The sequence below is a fragment of the Streptomyces sp. NPDC001868 genome (assembly GCF_040297125.1).
Classification (GTDB): Bacteria; Actinomycetota; Actinomycetes; order Streptomycetales; family Streptomycetaceae; genus Streptomyces.
On sequence record NZ_JBEOYO010000088.1, the window covers coordinates 9,824 to 25,354 of the forward strand.

General features: G+C 67.3%; 10 protein-coding genes and 3 pseudogenes. 3 read left to right on the forward strand and 10 right to left on the reverse strand.

Going from position 1 to position 15,531, the window contains the following annotated elements:
• Positions 1–99: 99 nt before the first annotated feature.
• From ABT147_RS44995 to ABT147_RS45040, 9 genes and pseudogenes are all read right to left on the reverse strand, one after another.
• Positions 100–270, reverse strand: a complete 171-nt coding sequence (locus ABT147_RS44995) for a DUF5670 family protein (protein WP_060904722.1) — start codon at positions 268–270, stop codon at positions 100–102.
• A 769-nt stretch (positions 271–1,039) separates the two neighbouring features.
• Positions 1,040–1,641, reverse strand: a pseudogene (locus ABT147_RS45000) (transposase); the annotation flags it as partial.
• Positions 1,642–1,729: 88 nt separating this feature from the next.
• Positions 1,730–2,701, reverse strand: a complete 972-nt coding sequence (locus ABT147_RS45005; RefSeq protein WP_351417852.1) for a DUF4238 domain-containing protein — start codon at positions 2,699–2,701, stop codon at positions 1,730–1,732.
• A gap of 167 nt (positions 2,702–2,868) precedes the next feature.
• Positions 2,869–3,039 (reverse strand): hypothetical protein, encoded by a 171-nt coding sequence (locus ABT147_RS45010; protein ID WP_351417855.1) that lies wholly within the window; start codon positions 3,037–3,039, stop codon positions 2,869–2,871.
• Positions 3,036–4,112, reverse strand: coding sequence for a protein-glutamine glutaminase family protein (locus ABT147_RS45015; RefSeq protein ID WP_351417858.1), 1,077 nt, complete (start codon positions 4,110–4,112; stop codon positions 3,036–3,038). The genes ABT147_RS45010 and ABT147_RS45015 overlap by 4 nt, the downstream gene beginning before the upstream one ends.
• Positions 4,102–6,405, reverse strand: coding sequence for a hypothetical protein (locus ABT147_RS45020; RefSeq protein WP_351417860.1), 2,304 nt, complete (start codon positions 6,403–6,405; stop codon positions 4,102–4,104). The genes ABT147_RS45015 and ABT147_RS45020 overlap by 11 nt, the downstream gene beginning before the upstream one ends.
• Positions 6,406–6,419: 14 nt before the next feature.
• On the reverse strand, positions 6,420–9,395 hold the full coding sequence (locus ABT147_RS45025) for a hypothetical protein (RefSeq protein WP_351417862.1): 2,976 nt from the start codon (positions 9,393–9,395) through the stop codon (positions 6,420–6,422).
• 181 nt (positions 9,396–9,576) lie between these two features.
• Positions 9,577–10,707, reverse strand: a complete 1,131-nt coding sequence (locus ABT147_RS45035) for an IS3 family transposase (protein ID WP_502983283.1) — start codon at positions 10,705–10,707, stop codon at positions 9,577–9,579.
• 48 nt (positions 10,708–10,755) lie between these two features.
• A pseudogene (locus ABT147_RS45040) lies at positions 10,756–10,986 on the reverse strand (IS110 family transposase); the annotation flags it as partial.
• Between the two features lie 167 nt (positions 10,987–11,153).
• Here ABT147_RS45040 and ABT147_RS47530 point away from each other — a divergent pair.
• Positions 11,154–11,692 (forward strand): annotated as a pseudogene (locus tag ABT147_RS47530) (transposase).
• A 406-nt stretch (positions 11,693–12,098) separates the two neighbouring features.
• Here the strand turns inward: ABT147_RS47530 and ABT147_RS45055 are convergent.
• Positions 12,099–12,752: a TetR/AcrR family transcriptional regulator gene (locus tag ABT147_RS45055; protein ID WP_351417867.1), complete on the reverse strand. Its 654-nt coding sequence runs from the start codon at positions 12,750–12,752 to the stop codon at positions 12,099–12,101.
• 147 nt (positions 12,753–12,899) lie between these two features.
• On the opposite strand from ABT147_RS45055, the gene ABT147_RS45060 reads away from it, so the two are divergent.
• Both ABT147_RS45060 and ABT147_RS45065 read left to right on the forward strand, forming a co-directional pair.
• Positions 12,900–13,322, forward strand: coding sequence for a YybH family protein (locus tag ABT147_RS45060; protein WP_351417876.1), 423 nt, complete (start codon positions 12,900–12,902; stop codon positions 13,320–13,322).
• 107 nt (positions 13,323–13,429) lie between these two features.
• The gene (locus tag ABT147_RS45065) at positions 13,430–15,430 is read left to right on the forward strand and encodes an alpha/beta hydrolase (protein ID WP_351417868.1); all 2,001 of its coding nucleotides are present in this window, start codon (positions 13,430–13,432) and stop codon (positions 15,428–15,430) included.
• Positions 15,431–15,531 lie beyond the last annotated feature (101 nt).

Consider the following 15,531-nt stretch of genomic DNA (forward strand, 5'->3'; position numbering starts at 1 on the left):
TGTTGTTTTAGATGTTGCTGATTTACGCCTGGGTTGGGGGGGGGGGCGCGGGGGGGGGCGCCCCCCCCCCACTCCCGTCTGGCGTCTTACCGACGGGGATTACCAGCGATACCAGCGGCCTCGCGTCCCGCTCGGTCCGGTGGAGCGGGCGAGGAAGCCGACCAACCAGATCACCAGGACGATCACGGCGATCCACCACAGTGCCTTGAGGGCGAACCCGGCGCCGAAGAGGATCAGGGCGAGCAGCAGAACGAGTAGCAGGGGAACCATAGTTATCAACCTCCGTCCCGCCGTGTGCCCCGGCCTGTTCTCCGCACACGCCGAGAATTTATCTGTTTCTTATCCGCCGCTCGGGGCATCGGACCAGTCGGCCCGCGGCCAGCCCGGCCTCACACAAAGCCGGCATCGAGGGGCCAGGGAGCCAGGGCTTACTGGGCCAACTTCAGTTCTTTTGTGATCTCCAGGTCGGTACGAACTATGTGCAGTGCCAGCCTTTGGAGAGCGGTGGGCGGCTCGCGTGTCACGCAGAACCTCCGGTATGCGGTGGAGGGCCGTCCGCTCCCCGACGTGGCCCAACGGCGTCATCCAGTGCGCTGCTGTCCGAGTTCCGCTGCCCGCCCGATGAACCTGGCGGGTCCTGCGGGGGCTGTCCCGGTGCCTCAACATCAAGCTGTGCCTCGTTGTCGATGCCGTGGATACGGTGCCTGCGGGTCACGTGTGTGGCTGTGTAACTTCCGGCCTGTCTCACTTCCGGTGGTGACGAAGGGAGTCGCTATCCGAGGAGGATGCGGTGGCGGAGAAGGGTGAAGCCTGCTCGTCCGTGCATCTGGCGGGCAATCCGCTTGGTCTGAAGCGTGAGGGCGGCGTTCACGGCGTCGCGGTCTCGTTCCAGACCTCGGGCGAAGGCATGCAGGTGGGGCAGGTCGGAGCCGCGGACCTGGACGATCCAGCGCGAGAGTGCGTCGGCGTTGTCGGCGTGAGGCGCAAGGAGCGGGGCGAAGTCGCTGATGCCTGCGGCCAGTTGGGTCATCTCGGGGCAGGCGTCGGTGATCACGGTGGCACAGCGGTGGCGCCGGCGCAGAGCGAAGTCGTCGACGCCGATCACGCGGGGTATTCGGCCGGTGGGCAGTGGGATGCGCAGCAGGGTCCGAAGGGCGGTGTGCCGCGAGACGCCCACCGCGAGTATCGCCGGCAAACGAGTCCCGGCCCGGCCCGCTAACTCCTTGACCACGGCCTTGACTTGCCTGGTCAGACGGGCCGTGCGTCGCATGCATCGCTCCAGTACCCCAGGCACCTGCTCACGGAAGGTGTGCCGACAACCTCGCGTGGGACACACCAGTCGCCGCACCCGCACCCGCACCCGCACCCGCACCCGCACCCGCACCCGCACACGCACCCGCACCCGCACCCGCACACGGACTACGGCCCGTCGCCCGTCCACCGGTACGTCGGCCACGGTCCGCAGGTGAAAGCCATGCACCGCCCGGCCGGTGCCCCGCAACTCGGGCACGGCACCATGACCGCCGGCGTCCGTGCTCGCACCAGGATCCGCTCGCCTTCGTCGATCACGTCCTCGATGACCAGCGGTATCAGCCCGGAGAACACCACATCTACAAGCTCGTTGACATTTCGCACGTGAATGTCAACGACCTTGGCAACCCTCCGTCACCACCGAATGTGAGACAGGGCCGATAAATTGACACACCCGCTCGAGGAGCAGGTGTCTGATCTATAGCCTTGGTGATCTTGAGGTGGCTTCTTCTCGGACTATTGCGGCGAGGGAGCTGTTCGGGCGGGTGTACACGTATTCGCGGGCGGCTTTGATCTGCAGCACGTTCATCTTGTCGACCGCGGACTTGGCGAGGCGGCCGTATAGGGGAGTTGGCCCCAGTGACAGCATGTGGTGGGGGCCGATAGGGAGGACGGTGGTGTGAGAGTCGAGGAGGGCCATGCCGTGGGAGAGGCTGTCGCCTTTCTTACGTACGGTCAGAGCAGGGTTGTCTCCGATCAGGAATTCGCCCTCTTCGGGCTCCAGGATCTCCAGGGCATACCGAGCCATGAACTGGCGGGCTTGGTCGAAGGAGGCCTCAATGCGCACGCGAAGCAGTGATCCGTCGTGGAACTGGTCGAGCATCGGACTGAATATCTCGTCGGCGATGGCAGCCAAGTCCTCCGGTCCGGCCGCGGGCCGCCCTGTGTGCTGCAAGTAGGCAGCCTGCAGTTGGCCAGCACGCTCGGTGAGGAGCCACTCCCGTTGCCGCGGCAAGAACTCGGTGAAAACGCGGTTGAAGGCCTCGCGGTAATGGTGGGACCGGATGTAGTGCAACGCGATCAGGTCACGCAGAATCCCGGCAGTACCCGGCTCTCCAAGTGCGGTCCCCGCTTTGACCGCGGCGAGGGCGTCGGGTAGCTCTCGCTCGACCAGACCCCACTTGATCTCCAGCGACGTGGAAGCCCACGATACGAAGTTCTCGATCTTTCCGATGCCCCGAGGCGGTCTGGTGTTGAGCCGGCGCTCCGGGTGTTGCAGATCGTAGGGTTGCACGTGCTCAACGGTGGTGTGCTTCACGGCGGCGGCCCATTCACGCAACAGCACCTTCGAAACGACGTGCTGGCCCGGCACGTTCTCACTCGCCTGGGGAGTGAGTTCGGCGATCCGTTCCGGATCTCTGCTTCCGGGACCGGTGATTTTTACGTTCACGGGATCTATGGTCGCGAACCGGGAGGGACCGCGCTTGGATTTTCCGCTTTCCGCCGACCGCTCACGGGCTGGGACGCGTAGAAGCGGCGGCTATATGCCGGCTGGCAACACGAGACCTGGGGAAAGGCTCGGGGTTTCGGCGGAGCGGGGAGCGATCGGGGCCCGTCTCAGTAGTCGTCCCGTTCGGAGGACGGTCCGTACTGTTCGATGAAGTCGCAGGTGCAGGTGACGCCGTCGTACACCAACTTGTCGTACTCGTCATGGTGGTCCTGCTGGGGCAGCGGGGTCGACGACGGCACCAGCGCCGTCGGGACCACGGTCCGGAGGGAGTGGTTCACGGGCAGTGCGCGTACGGCGGCGGCCCCTCCTGGATCGAACGGTTGAGCAGGTCGGTCCGGTACTTGGCGAGGTAGTTATTCGTCTCGGAGTACGTGGGATCGATGCCGCCGCCCGGCCCGAACTGCTCCGGGCCCGTGTACACCAAGGACGCCGCCGGGTCGTTCTGCACCGCGTGCCACGTGGAGACCGGGACGGGCGTGGTGAAGAGCGAGGGGTCCAGAACCATCCGCCGGGTGAAGAACCAGTACCTGCGGACGCACAGGGTGGGCGCGACGTGCCAGTGCCAGTACACGACGCAGTTGGGGTTGTTCTCCGTGTCGACGTGCAGGTTGCCGCTGATCCACACCTTGTTGGGAGACCGGAGATTGTTGATCATCAGCCGGCACATCTCGTTGGCGCGGGCCCAGCAGCCGTCGTCGGGGTACATGAACGGGATGCACGGCGCCGGCACGGTCAGCGGGGGACAGGTCGTGGCGCCGAGCTGGTCGAAGATGTGCTGGGTCCTCGCCGCCGACGGGCACCTCAGCCACCACCAGAGCCAGTCCCACCACCGCTTCCAGAACGGCGGCCTAGGGACCTTCGGCACGTGGTCCGGCTTCTTGGGGAAAGGGGGAAGGTCCGGACCGTCGGGTCCAGGCGTGTACTCCATCACGTCCACGACGACGTGCGAATCGTCCTCGGTGATGATCAACGCCCCCTCGCCGTCCGAGGCGCGCCGCAACGCCTGTGCCAGGTCGGGCCCGTCCGGCCCGCTCAGCTTCACCCGATGCACGGCATGCGAGTAGGCCAGCTCGACGAGCAGTTCGTCACCGCGTTCCACGAGTCCGACAACCCGGGTGACGAGCGGGAGCAGCACCCGGGTCACCGCGCCCCGGGCGGGGTCCACCTCGACGTACACCGGCCTGCGTTGCTCACGCAGCTGCACCAGCACCATGCGGTAGCCCGTCGACCTCGGGTCAGCGGCGTCGAGGCGGACCCGTCGCCCGTCGAGCATGACGATGGTGTCGCCGCCCTCCTCGGCGGGCTCCTCAATGCTGATCGACGTGGCGACGATCGCGTTCTCATCCCTCATCCCGGTCTCCTGACAGTGTTGAGGCGTTGAGGATTACGGCGACGCCTCCGATGATCCGACCCGTGTCGACCCGTCGCTGTACGAGGTCGACCCGATGGCCGTGTCCCGGTTCCGCGCCCTCGGGCAGTTCGACCTTCAGGCCGACTACGAGTGGTGAGAACGGGGCGGCGCCGAGCGGCACCGGCTCGTCGGGCAGCTCGGCCTGCCAGGCGTCGGGGAAGCGCCGCAGGACGGCATCAAGGTCGGCCGAGGCCAACACGGCGCGCGCGAGGGGCGCGACCGGCGCCGAGGGTGCGACTCCGCCACAATCGAACTGCGTCGGAGCCTCCTGCACACGGGACCGCACCGGATATTCGACGAGGGGACGGGGGGCCAGGCCCGCGTTGTTGAGCAGTTCGGCCGATCGGTGGACCACCGCGACCCGCAGCCCGGGATCGGAACGCCGTACGTGCACGAGCTGCTTCTCGCCAAGCCGGTTGGTCAGTACGACCGGGACGACAACGTATTCCCCCGGTACCAGGTCGACCACGGTGAGGTTCTTCTGCGCGAGATTCCGGGCCTGCCAGACGTGGCCGCCGGCCGCGGGATCATCGAAACGGCTCAGCACCGAGGCGACCACACAGGTATGGGATCCGGGCGCTGGCACCGACGCCTCGGGCCAGCGGGCCTTGACTACGCGGGTCTCGCCCGGCGCCAGGTCGAACTCGGCCTTCACCGCCGTGGCCTCGAAGAAGTCGGCCGGGAAGACGAACTCCGTCCCCGCGTACCCGGTCGCCCGGAACGTCACCACGAAGTGCGCCGCCGCACCGGCGCCGGCCCGGTTGCGTACCCGGGCGTGGAACCAATTGTCCTGGCCGTACTCCGGATTCTGGTGGATGGTGCCACCGTCGTCCGCGGTGCGGACCCAGAGATCGGGGGAGTCCCAGAACGCGCCCGCCCAGTTGTCCGCCCCGGGATCGGCGATATCGTCGCGCAGCCACAGGGCGGGAGCCGGGATGGGGTCGGGCAGGCCGTAGACGAACCGGTGGAAGGCGTGCACCACCCGGACGTCGCCGCTGCGCGCGACCAGATGCTCCTCCAGCCGCTCGGTCGACAGTGGTAGACCGCCCGCCTGGGACTTGTACAGGGACCGCATGTGGGTGTTGAGGGGCCCGGCACCCGTGATCGCGGCCAGTCCCCTGAAGAGCGCGCTGCCCGAGACGTACGAGGCGGTCGGAGTGTGGCGCTGCCAGGGGTCCCGCGAGCACAGGGCTACGGGCGGGGCGGTGAAGTCGAGGGGGACGGCGTCGTTCGCTCCGTCGTCGTGGAACGTGGTGAAGCCCTCGTCCCACCACCCGTCGGACTGGTCTGCGGGCTTGAGGCCGCGGGCGAACCAGCTGTGGAACGTCTCGTGCAGGAGGGCGTCGGCGGACGTGGTCGTCCCTCCTTCGTACTCCATGCCCCCGCTGCCGGTGAAGTACGCGACGTACCGGTCGTCATGGAGGTAGCCGCCATAGCCGTTCTCGTTGTCGACGAGGAGGGTACGGATCGCGGCGATCTGAGCCGCGAGGTCGACGGCCGAGCCGGCCGGCCGCCACGCCTCGATGGTGACCGTTTTGCCGGACACCGGCAGGAGCGCGGTTCCGGTGGTCCGCTCGACCGTGTCGGACGCCCGGATCTCCAGCAATGGGGACACCGAGCTGGACCGGGCAGGGAACGCCACCGTCCAGTGGCGGGCGGCGAGTTCGGTGACGGAGCCGTTGGTGATCACCGAGTGTGGGACGGCCGTGTTGTCGATCCGGATGTTCAGGTCGATGGAGTACTGGTCGAACTGCAGGTTGGCCGGCAGCCAGGCCTCGAGGTAGCGGGCGCGGTTCAAGTCGGACAGCGCGAGTGTGAAGGTCAGCCGGGGACCCGGCGCCCACTCGATTCTCGGCAGATAGGAGCCGCTGAGCTGGCTGTCCGGGACGGCCAGGGGGTACCGCACACGCAGGGTGTGCACCGACCCCGCGCTCTGGCCCGACTCGATGACGCGCAGATCGGTGAAGGAACCGGTCCCGAAGGCATGGTGGGCCAGCTTGGCCGCGGGGAACGGCGTGCCGTCCAGCCACGCCTGGGAGACCGACTGACGCAGGTCGAAGAAGGGGTTCCCGGAGGTCGGCCCCACGGTGTAGGTGAGGGTCGCGTCGGCCGAGCCCGAAGCGGACGCACCGTCGAAGACGATCGACGCCGTGATGGAGCTGATGTCGATCGGGACGGCGAGCAGTCCGTCGACCGTTTTCGGAGGTGGAGCCACTTCCCAGTTGCCGGCCATGGTCCCCTCCCGGTTCAGCCGGAGCCCGAGTCCGGATGACCGAACTCGATGTCCAGGCTGATCTTCCTCACCGTGACCTTGGTGACGTCCGCTCCGTCGACGCCGAGGCGTTCGAGCAGAGCGTGCGCCGCCGCGCCGTCGGCGCGTGCGCTCAGCCCGCTCAGCCCGCCGCCTTCCGCATTCGCCGTCAGGCCGGGATCGACGGTGTAGCGCATCCCGCCGATCTCCATCCCGTCGGCCAGCAGGGACACCTTGATCGTCTGGTCGCCGGCGGCCCGCAGCTCCTCGGCGGTGAACGACGCGCCCGGCACCAGCTGCAGATTCAACCTCTGCTTCTCGCCCGGGTTCAGCCGGAATCCGTTCGCCGCGTCGTTGAGGTCGAGCGCCCACCCCTTGTCTGCGAGGACGGTCGGCATGGTGACCCTGAGCTTCATGTGCGCGGGCCGGGGCAGGTTGTTGCCGGCGACGAAGACCGTGTCGGCCATCGACGAGATCAGGGCCTCCGGGCCCGCGCCGCCGGGCACGAGGGTGACGTTGCGTTGGCCGATGTTGTTGTCGTTCGGCACCAGCCGCCATTCCTCGATCGACTCTGAGCCGGTGAAGTGCACCACGTTGCTCGGGTCGCCCGCAGTGGAGGCGATCATCAGCGCGCAGTCATGGCCGTGCATGTTCTCGTTGGGCACCCACTCGAACGGACCGAACACGACCTCCGCCGCGTCGTTCGCCGCGACACTGGGCGCGGTCAGCCCCGCCGCCGGCGACATGGGCGTGAAGTCGCCCGGCCAGCTGAGCCCCGCTCCGGGCAGGCAGTGGTAGCCCTGGACGGTCACGGTCCCCGTAGGCGAGGTACCGCGGTTCTTGACCTGCACATAGAAGAAGTTCTTCGTGCCCGCGATGGCGTTCTGGTGTCCGGGCAGACCGTCGGGCGCGTTCCGGTTCCACATCGACTGATTCGCCCAGTGCACCTGCTGGAACTCGTACTCCCCGGCGCGGCCGTCGTCGATGTACACGTCGACGTCCGGCGGCTTGCCGCCGTACGATCCCTGCTTCTCGAACCCCCAGCGGATCACCTTGTTGTAGGCACCGCCGGACAGGCCCTCGGACAGCCAGTTCTCCAGGTCCGCTCCCTGCAGCTCCTCGCACCACAACTGGGCGCCGCGGCCGGGGACCCGGGTCATGGTGACGGGGTCCACGTTGTCGGGGTTGGTGCCGGGGGTGAGCTGCCCGATGGCGCGCAGGATCAGGTACGTAGCGGCTCGGGAGGCGAACAGCCGCCTTCCGAGGTCCGGGTGGTCGCCGCCGATCGCGCGGTAGATCCGGAAGTGGCAGGTGGCCAGGATCTCCTCGCTCTGGTAGTTCTCGTCGTCCTCGGGGCCGCCCCATCGCCACGTGCGGTCGAAGCGACGCGAAGCCAAGGGCCGGAACGGTGCGTAGCGGAACCGCTCCGCCGTCCCCCGCAACGCGGACTCCGGGTCCATCTGCAGCGCGGCCAGGCCGTCGCCGGCGCTGTGGGCGAAGCCGAAGGTGCCCGTGCCCACGTGGTCTCCGAGAGACCCGTGACCACCCATCTCGTGCCAGTGCACCCACGGGTCGACCGCGCGGCCCAGGGGCTGAGCGGTGTTGGTGAGGTCGCACAGTGAGTAGCACATGTGGCCTGTGCCGCCGATGCCGTTGGGCGCCCAGTGCGCGTTGATGGCATCCGTGCCTGTGCCGCGGTGGTCGACCGGGATGGGGAACTCCGTCCCGTCGAAGTAGGTTTCGATCGGGAAGCCCAGGTCGGCGATCCTGCGGAACAACTGGGTCTGGTGGTAATAGGCGTTGACCGCCGCGAAGTCATTGGTCCGCGGCGCGAAGTTGAAGTCCGACCCCGACGGACGGGTGGGAGGGGTCTGGTTCGGAGCTTCAACGTCCTGGACGACCACGAACGTGCCCCGCAGTTTCTGCGACCCGTTGACCGGAGAGTCGAGATGGTGGAGGACCTCGCTCGAGTCGTGGTTCTGCAGGATCGCGTCGCTGTCGTCAGCGCTGACGGTCAGATCACCGGTGCCCACATTGGGGTCGACACGGAAGACCATGCCGTTGACGAAGCAGGTCTGGCACTCGACGTAGAGGACGGAGCCGGTCTCCACCTCGGAGAGGAGGAGCCAGACCAGATTGCCGTACCCGGGAACGTCGTGCCGGACGATCATCTCGGCACACAGGTACGTGCGTCCGGGCTCGATCGACCCGTCGACCGGAGCGACGTCCGGGAACGGCGGTGTGGTGTCCTCCCTGGTCGGGGCCCCCACCTCGCCCGAGGGGTACGGCAGGTCCTCGTCGGGGGGTGCCGGCCTGCCGGCGAAGCGAAGCTCCGGCTGGTAGCGGTAGGCGACGAACCGTCCGTTCATGAGGCCTGTCCCGGCGGTGCCGCCGTTCCGCTCTTCGGCGGCCAGCCCGGTGAGTCCGAGCGTGCGCCGGACGACGCGTGTCGCTTCCTTCACCTCGGCCGGGATCTCGGCCTCCGCGTCCGCGCGGTGCGCGACGCGGCCAAGGAATCCGGCACCGTCCTGGAAGAGCTTGCGGTAGGAGTCGATCCGCTCCTCGCTCGGCAGCCGGCCTTCCAAGCCGGGTTCCGTGTTGTTCGTGACGCCGACGACCCGGTTCGGCCCGTGCTTCACCTTGACCGAGATCCCGCGACGGAACACCGGCACGTCGAAGTAGGTCTGCGTGAAGGCGACGGTCGTTCCGTCGAAGAGCCTCTTGTCGTCCTCGAGCCGGTACTCGACGTCCCTCTCCTCGGGCGCCATGGCCGCTGCCCTCATGCGTAGGTTGCCGAGATGCGGCCGCGCAAGCCCGAGCACGTCCGCGGCTTCCCTGAGGTAGGCGCTCGCCGCCTCGATGGGATCGTTCTTCTCGCTGGCCTGGAGCTCCTGGCTGTGCCGGATGTGCGTGACGTTTACGCCGTCCTTGGTGATGTGACCCTTGACCGAGCCGTCGTAGAAGGTGGGCATCGAAATCTTCCCGTCCAATGGGCCTGGAACCTGTCCAGGGACGTGTTCCGGCGCCGCCTTGAATAACGGCTGATACGCCGTCAGTGTGGGATGGGGGCGGACCGTCGCACGGCAACGGGAACAGCCTGCGGCGACCACGCCACTGCTTCCGCGAGGAAATGCGTACAACGCGTGCAGAAATTCAGGCTTCGATTTCGAGCCTACGCCGCGGCTTTCCCGGTGTCGATTCGGCAAGACACCCTGGGCTTGACCGATACCAGCTCCACCTCGCCGTTCGTGAACGCGATGACGAAGTCCTCATGCCCCTCGCATACGACGTAGTCGATGGCGTCCTGGGTGAGCATGGCCAGACAAGCCTGAGCTGCCACCTCGGCCTGGTACCGATACAAACTGAGCTTGTTCCGTTTTGACGGACACCATCGGTGTGGTGGTCAGGCCGCGAGGGCGGTTTCATAGTCGGTGGGCTGCGGTAGCCGAAGCTGCTGTGCAGCCGGTGCAAGTTGTGCCAGCCCTCGATGAAGTCGAAGATCGCGGTGCGGGCAAAGGCCCGACTGTGCCAGGCGTCGGTGCCGAGCAACTCGCGTTTGATGGTGGCAAAGAAGGACTCGGCGAGGGCGTTGTCCCAGCATTGCCCGGTGCGTCCGACCGATAGACGGATGCCCAACTCATCTTCCAGGACGGCGAATTGCTGACTGGTGTATTGGCAGCCGCGATCCGAGTGGAAGATCACCGGATGGGCAGAGCAACGCTGCCGGCAGGCAGATCGCAGAGCCTCGGCGACCAGGTCGGTCCGCAGATGGTCGGCGGTGGCCCAGCCGACCACCCGCCGGGAGGCGATGTCGATGACCGTGGCCAGATAGAGCCAGCCCTCGTCGGTCGGAACGTAGGTGATGTCGCCGCACCAGCGGGTACTGAGTCCCGCGGCGTCGGTAGCGAAGTTGCGGACCACGAGGTCGGGCCGGAGGCTGGCTCGTGGATCAGGAACCGTGGCCACATGCCGTCGTCTGCGGTGCCGGCCCTCCAGACCGGCCGCTCGCATCAGCCGGGCAACCCGGCGGCGGCCACAGTCAGCACCGTCCTGCTTGAGCACGGCATGGACGCGCGGGGCTCCATCGGTTCCGCGTGAAGGCTCGTGGACTGCGGCGATCTGCAGGGTGAGCTCGGCGTCCTGGACGGCGCGGGGACCGGGCTTGCCGGTGCGGCAGGCGTAGAAGGCGGTGCGGGAGACCTTGAGCAGTTCACATGCGCGCTTGACTCTGTGACCGTCGCACGCTTTGGGCAGGTCGGGTTCACGCAGAGCGACCCGGGCCACCGCCTCGGCGTCGATCGGGTCGGACTTCCCGCGCTCGCGGGCCGAGCGCTTGCGGTTCTTCAGCCAGGTTCCGATGCGCTTGGCCCCGCTGCGGCGGATCGCGGCCGGCGTCTGGTAGGGGGTCAGCAGCATGACCGGACCCTTCTTGCTCAGGTTCAGTGCCGACTCCAACGCAGAGAAGAACTCCAGCAGTTGGGCCCGCAGCCGGTCGGTCTGACGGGTGCGGTCGTTGACCAGGTCGAGGCGGCGGGCGGTGAGGGCGCGCAGGTCGACGCCTACGCAGCCGCGACCGCCGTCCTGTCCGGCCGCGCGAGCGGCCGGCCGAAGACCCGCGACGGCATCGTCGAGGCCATCCGGTCCCTGCGGGTCGTCCGCCGCTCGGCCATCAAATCCGCACCCAGACGATCAACCAGATTCGCACCCTCATCGTCTCCGCCCCCGCCGAGGTGCGCGAACGCCTGCGCGGCCTGCCCACCTACCAGTTGATCGCGCAGCTTGCCCGTTTCCGCCCCGACACTGACCTCGCCGACCCAACCTGCGCGGTCCGGACCGCGCCGCGGCGTCCGGCTCGCCGATACCAGCACCTCACCGAGGAGATAGCCGAGGCCGACACCGAACTCGACGCCCTGGTCGCGCAGGCAGCCCCGCGTCTGATCGAGCTGGTCGGTATCGGCACCGAGACGGCCGCCCAGCTCCTGATCACCGCCGGAGACAATCCCGACCGGCTGAAGTCCGCAGCCTCCTTCGCCCACCTCTGCGGAGCATCCCGATCTCCGCCGACTCGGGACGGACCTACCGCCACCGTCTAAACCGCGGCGGCGACCGCCAGGCCAACCACGCCCTCCACACGATCGCCCTCGTGCGGATGCGCTACGACCCCCGCACACGGCTCTACGCCACGCGGCGCACGGCCGAAGGCATGTCGAAGAAGGACATCTTCCGCGCCTCAAACGCTTCATCGCGCGCGAGGTCTACAAGTACCTGACCAGCATAAACATCCCACAGAACCAACTCCTGCAGACCACTTGACGATCTATGGGAGCTTCCAGCTCTGACCCACGCTTGGAAGGTAGGGCAAGCTGAGTGAGTGCGTCGAAACCCGTATGCGCGGGGTGCGGGGCCGCGTCACGGCCGGGCGAATAGACGAACATGAGACGCCCGCGGTGGCGACGGTCCACTCAGCCGAAAGGCTCGTCTACTTGATGCTTCACCGCACTGCCGTCCCAACTTCCAGGCTCTCACCCATCAGGTTGGTGTGCTGGGCCTGTTGGAAGTAGGGGCAGGATCCTCTTGCGCAGCCGGCTGCCGTCGTGGTCGGCCCGGTCCCGGCTCGCGGACCTCACAGCCGCAACCGGATCTCATCCCCCGCCCGTTGACACCCTTTCAGCCATCTACTGTCGCACCAGAGGCAGGCCGGCTGCGGTGGCCGCCACCATGCGTTTCAGTGTGGGGCGGAACGGCGGGAACGCCCCCGCGATTTCCGGCTCGCGCGCGTACAGTTCACGCAGCGCCTCAGGCGGACGGGTGATGGGAAACAGCTTCGCGACGAAAGCGCTGGCTGTCATCACGAGTGCGGCGCCATCGGCGGGGGTCAGTTCGGGGCAGGCGACGGAGATGCGCTGGCCGACCGCCCAGTAGGTGTCGATGGCCCACCTCTTGAAGACCTTCAGCACCTCCACGGACACATTGTGCTCGAGCATCGTCTCCGCGTGCGTGGTCAAATCACAGTAGAGCGGCCGGTCCACGAAGGCATCCGCGAGAACGCCGGCTGTTGCCTCGGTCCCACTCACTTCTTGCAACCGGGCACTGACCACGCTCGCCCACTCAGAACCCGCGCTCATCAGCAGATGCAGGTAGATCTCCTCGCGCGTGCCGAAGTAGCGCAGCACGTTGGACTTGGCGAGTCCGACCGCGGTCGCGATGTCCTGCAGGCTGACCCTGGCCACGCCGGAGCGCTCGGCGAGCTCCCGAGCGGCGGTGAGGATGGCCTCGCGCCGCTGCTCCTTCTGATCAGGGCGTCGAGCCCGCTGGAATGGCGCTGACATGACCGTTCATCCTAGTCCAGATCTAACAGAACACCCATCTCTTGTTAAGGGACTGGTGTTCTGTTAATGTCCCGGCATCCGGCAACCCCATCGCGCTCCCGGGAGTGAAAGACCATCGCCGCCACCTCGACCAACCTCAGTCAGACCATTGACGACTTCGTTGCCGCCTTCAACGAGCCGAGCCCCGATCTCGACAAGGTCATGTCCTTCTTCGCCGACGACGCCGTGTACCTGCCCGGCCACCTTCCGGAGCGACGTGGCATCGCGGCGATCCGCAAAGAGTTCGAGCCGCACTTCGCCGGGCGCTACGGCGCCATGCACTTCGCCGTGTACGACAAGATCGTCGACGAGCCGAACCGGCGCGCCACGATCCGCTGGGCCTGCCGGCTCGACATGAGCGGAGAGCCCGGCCGTCATGTGCCTTTGCCACTGCGCCTGTTCGCCCGTGCGCGCTACGGCGGCCGCATGCAGTGGCACGGTGTGGACGTGTTCCACTTCGACACCGCAGGACGTATCAGCGGCAAGTTCACCTACGCCATGTTCCGGTTGCCGCTGTGGGAGCGAGGCTGACAGGGCTCCCCGACGGTCCGACCCACCCGAGACGACCCCACTCGCCCATGCCCGTCGTACCTCCCCTGGGGAAAGCTCGGGCCCGCGCGCACTTATACGGAAACGAAATGACACTTCTCAAGTCATGGCGGCCCCTGCTCGCCTTCGTGGTCACCGGCGGACTCCTGGTGTCGCTCTGCTACTTGGCCCTGCGGCCAGAACATCGCCTGGCCGTACCGGAGGGGGCCGCCTCCGGGTCGCTCACCATGCGCCCCTGCGACTACGACACCGAAGCCGGAACCGTCGCCGCCGACTGCGGCACACTCGCCGTCCCGGAGAACCGGCGCGACCCCAAGTCCGAGCTGATAGCACTTCCCGTCACCCGCGTCCGGGCCACTTCCGCAGACCCCGCGGAACCGATCTTCCGACTGGGCGGCGGCCCCGGAAGAACGAACATGGACTTCCCGCAGGCAAGCCGACTCACCGGCCGACACGATGTGGTCCTGGTCGGTTACCGGGGCATCGATGGATCGCGCCGTCTGGACTGCCCCGAGGTCACCGCGGTCATGCAGTCCGCCGACGGAATCGCGGGACCGAAGACACTGCCTGCCACGACCAAAGCGTTCGAACTGTGTGCGGACCGTCTCACCGAGGACGGGATCGACCTCACCGGCTACTCCGCTCTCCAGCGGGTGGAGGACCTGGAAGCGGCCCGTACCGCCCTGGGCTACTCACAGATCAACCTCCTCAGCTCCAGTGCTGGAACACGCACCGCCATGATCTACTCCTGGCGGCACCCGAAGGCGCTGCACCGCTCCGCGATGGTCTCGGTCAATCCGCCCGGCCACTTCTTCTGGGACCCGCGCATCACCGATGCGCAGTTCGCCCAGTACACACGGCTGTGCGATGACGACGACGCCTGCGCCGCGCGTACATCCGACCTCGCCGAATCGATCCGGAAGACCGCCGGCGAGATCCCTGAACGCTGGGGGCCCTTTCGCATCAAGGACACCAACGTCCGGGTTCTGAGCCAGTACGCCATGCATCACAACGGTCCGGCCTCGGCACCGAACAACGCTCCGACCGTCCTCGACGCCTACCTCAGCCGGGACACCGGCGCCTTGTGGGCGATGTCTGTCCTCGGTGACCTCACACTGCCGGATTCCATCGTCTGGGGCGAGTTCGCTTCCTTCGCCATGATCGATGGACCAGCAGCACAGCGCTATTACGACAGCGGTGGCGATCCGGGCTCGACCCTGGGCAACGCCTCAACCGACTTCCTGTGGGCCGGCGGGTCCGGTCTGTCCACGGTATGGCCGGACAGCCCCGACAACGCCAAGTATCGCCAGATGCGGCCCAGTGACGTCGAAACCCTCCTCGTCAGCGGTGAGGTCGATTTCTCCACCCCGGCGCAACTGGCCACCGACGAACTGCTGCCTGCCCTGTCCCGGGGACAGCAGGTGATCCTGCCCGGGCTGGGCCACACCGCCGACTTCTGGGAGCACCGTCCCGAAGCCGGAAAACGTCTACTGACCACCTTCTTCGACACCGGCAAGGTGGACAGGTCCCAGTTCGACAAGCGGCCCGTCGACTTCGAGGCCGTTCCGTTGAGCATGTCCACAGTGGCCAAGCTGCTGATCGGAGTCACCCTGGCCGGCGCAATCCTCGGCCTCGCTCTGCTCGCCGTGATCGCACGCTGGTCGCGCAGGCGTGGTGGCTTCGGTCCCCGCGCGAGTGTCTGGGTACGAACCGGGGCCGTGATCCCGCTCGGCCTTGGCGGATGGCTGCTGGGGGTTCTGCTGATCTGGACGGTAGGTCCCGATGACTTCGTGGCCAGCGCGAGCGTGATCGTGCCCGGCACGGGCCTGATGGTAGGCCTCGGCGCCTATCTGGCCTGGACCCGTGATGAGCGCTCATCCCAGATGCGACGCGCAGGGTTGGTGGCCGCGGTCTGCGGGGCCTTCCTCGGGGCATGGATCGGCTGTTACGCGCTTTCCGGTCTCCTGGCGCCTGCTGCAGCCATAGTCGGTGCAGGTGCGGCAGCGAATCTTGGGTTGCTGTGCGTCGAGCACTTCCGCAGGTGGCCGGACCGCATTTGGCGCACACCGGCGATGCGCAAGAGCTCTTGAGTCCGTAGGACGAAGACTATGGGATGATGCGCCTTGGCGCCTTCGCGATCGGTGGGGCCGGCGTCAGGCGCTTGCACGTCGTCGCGGTCGGTGGGGCCGGC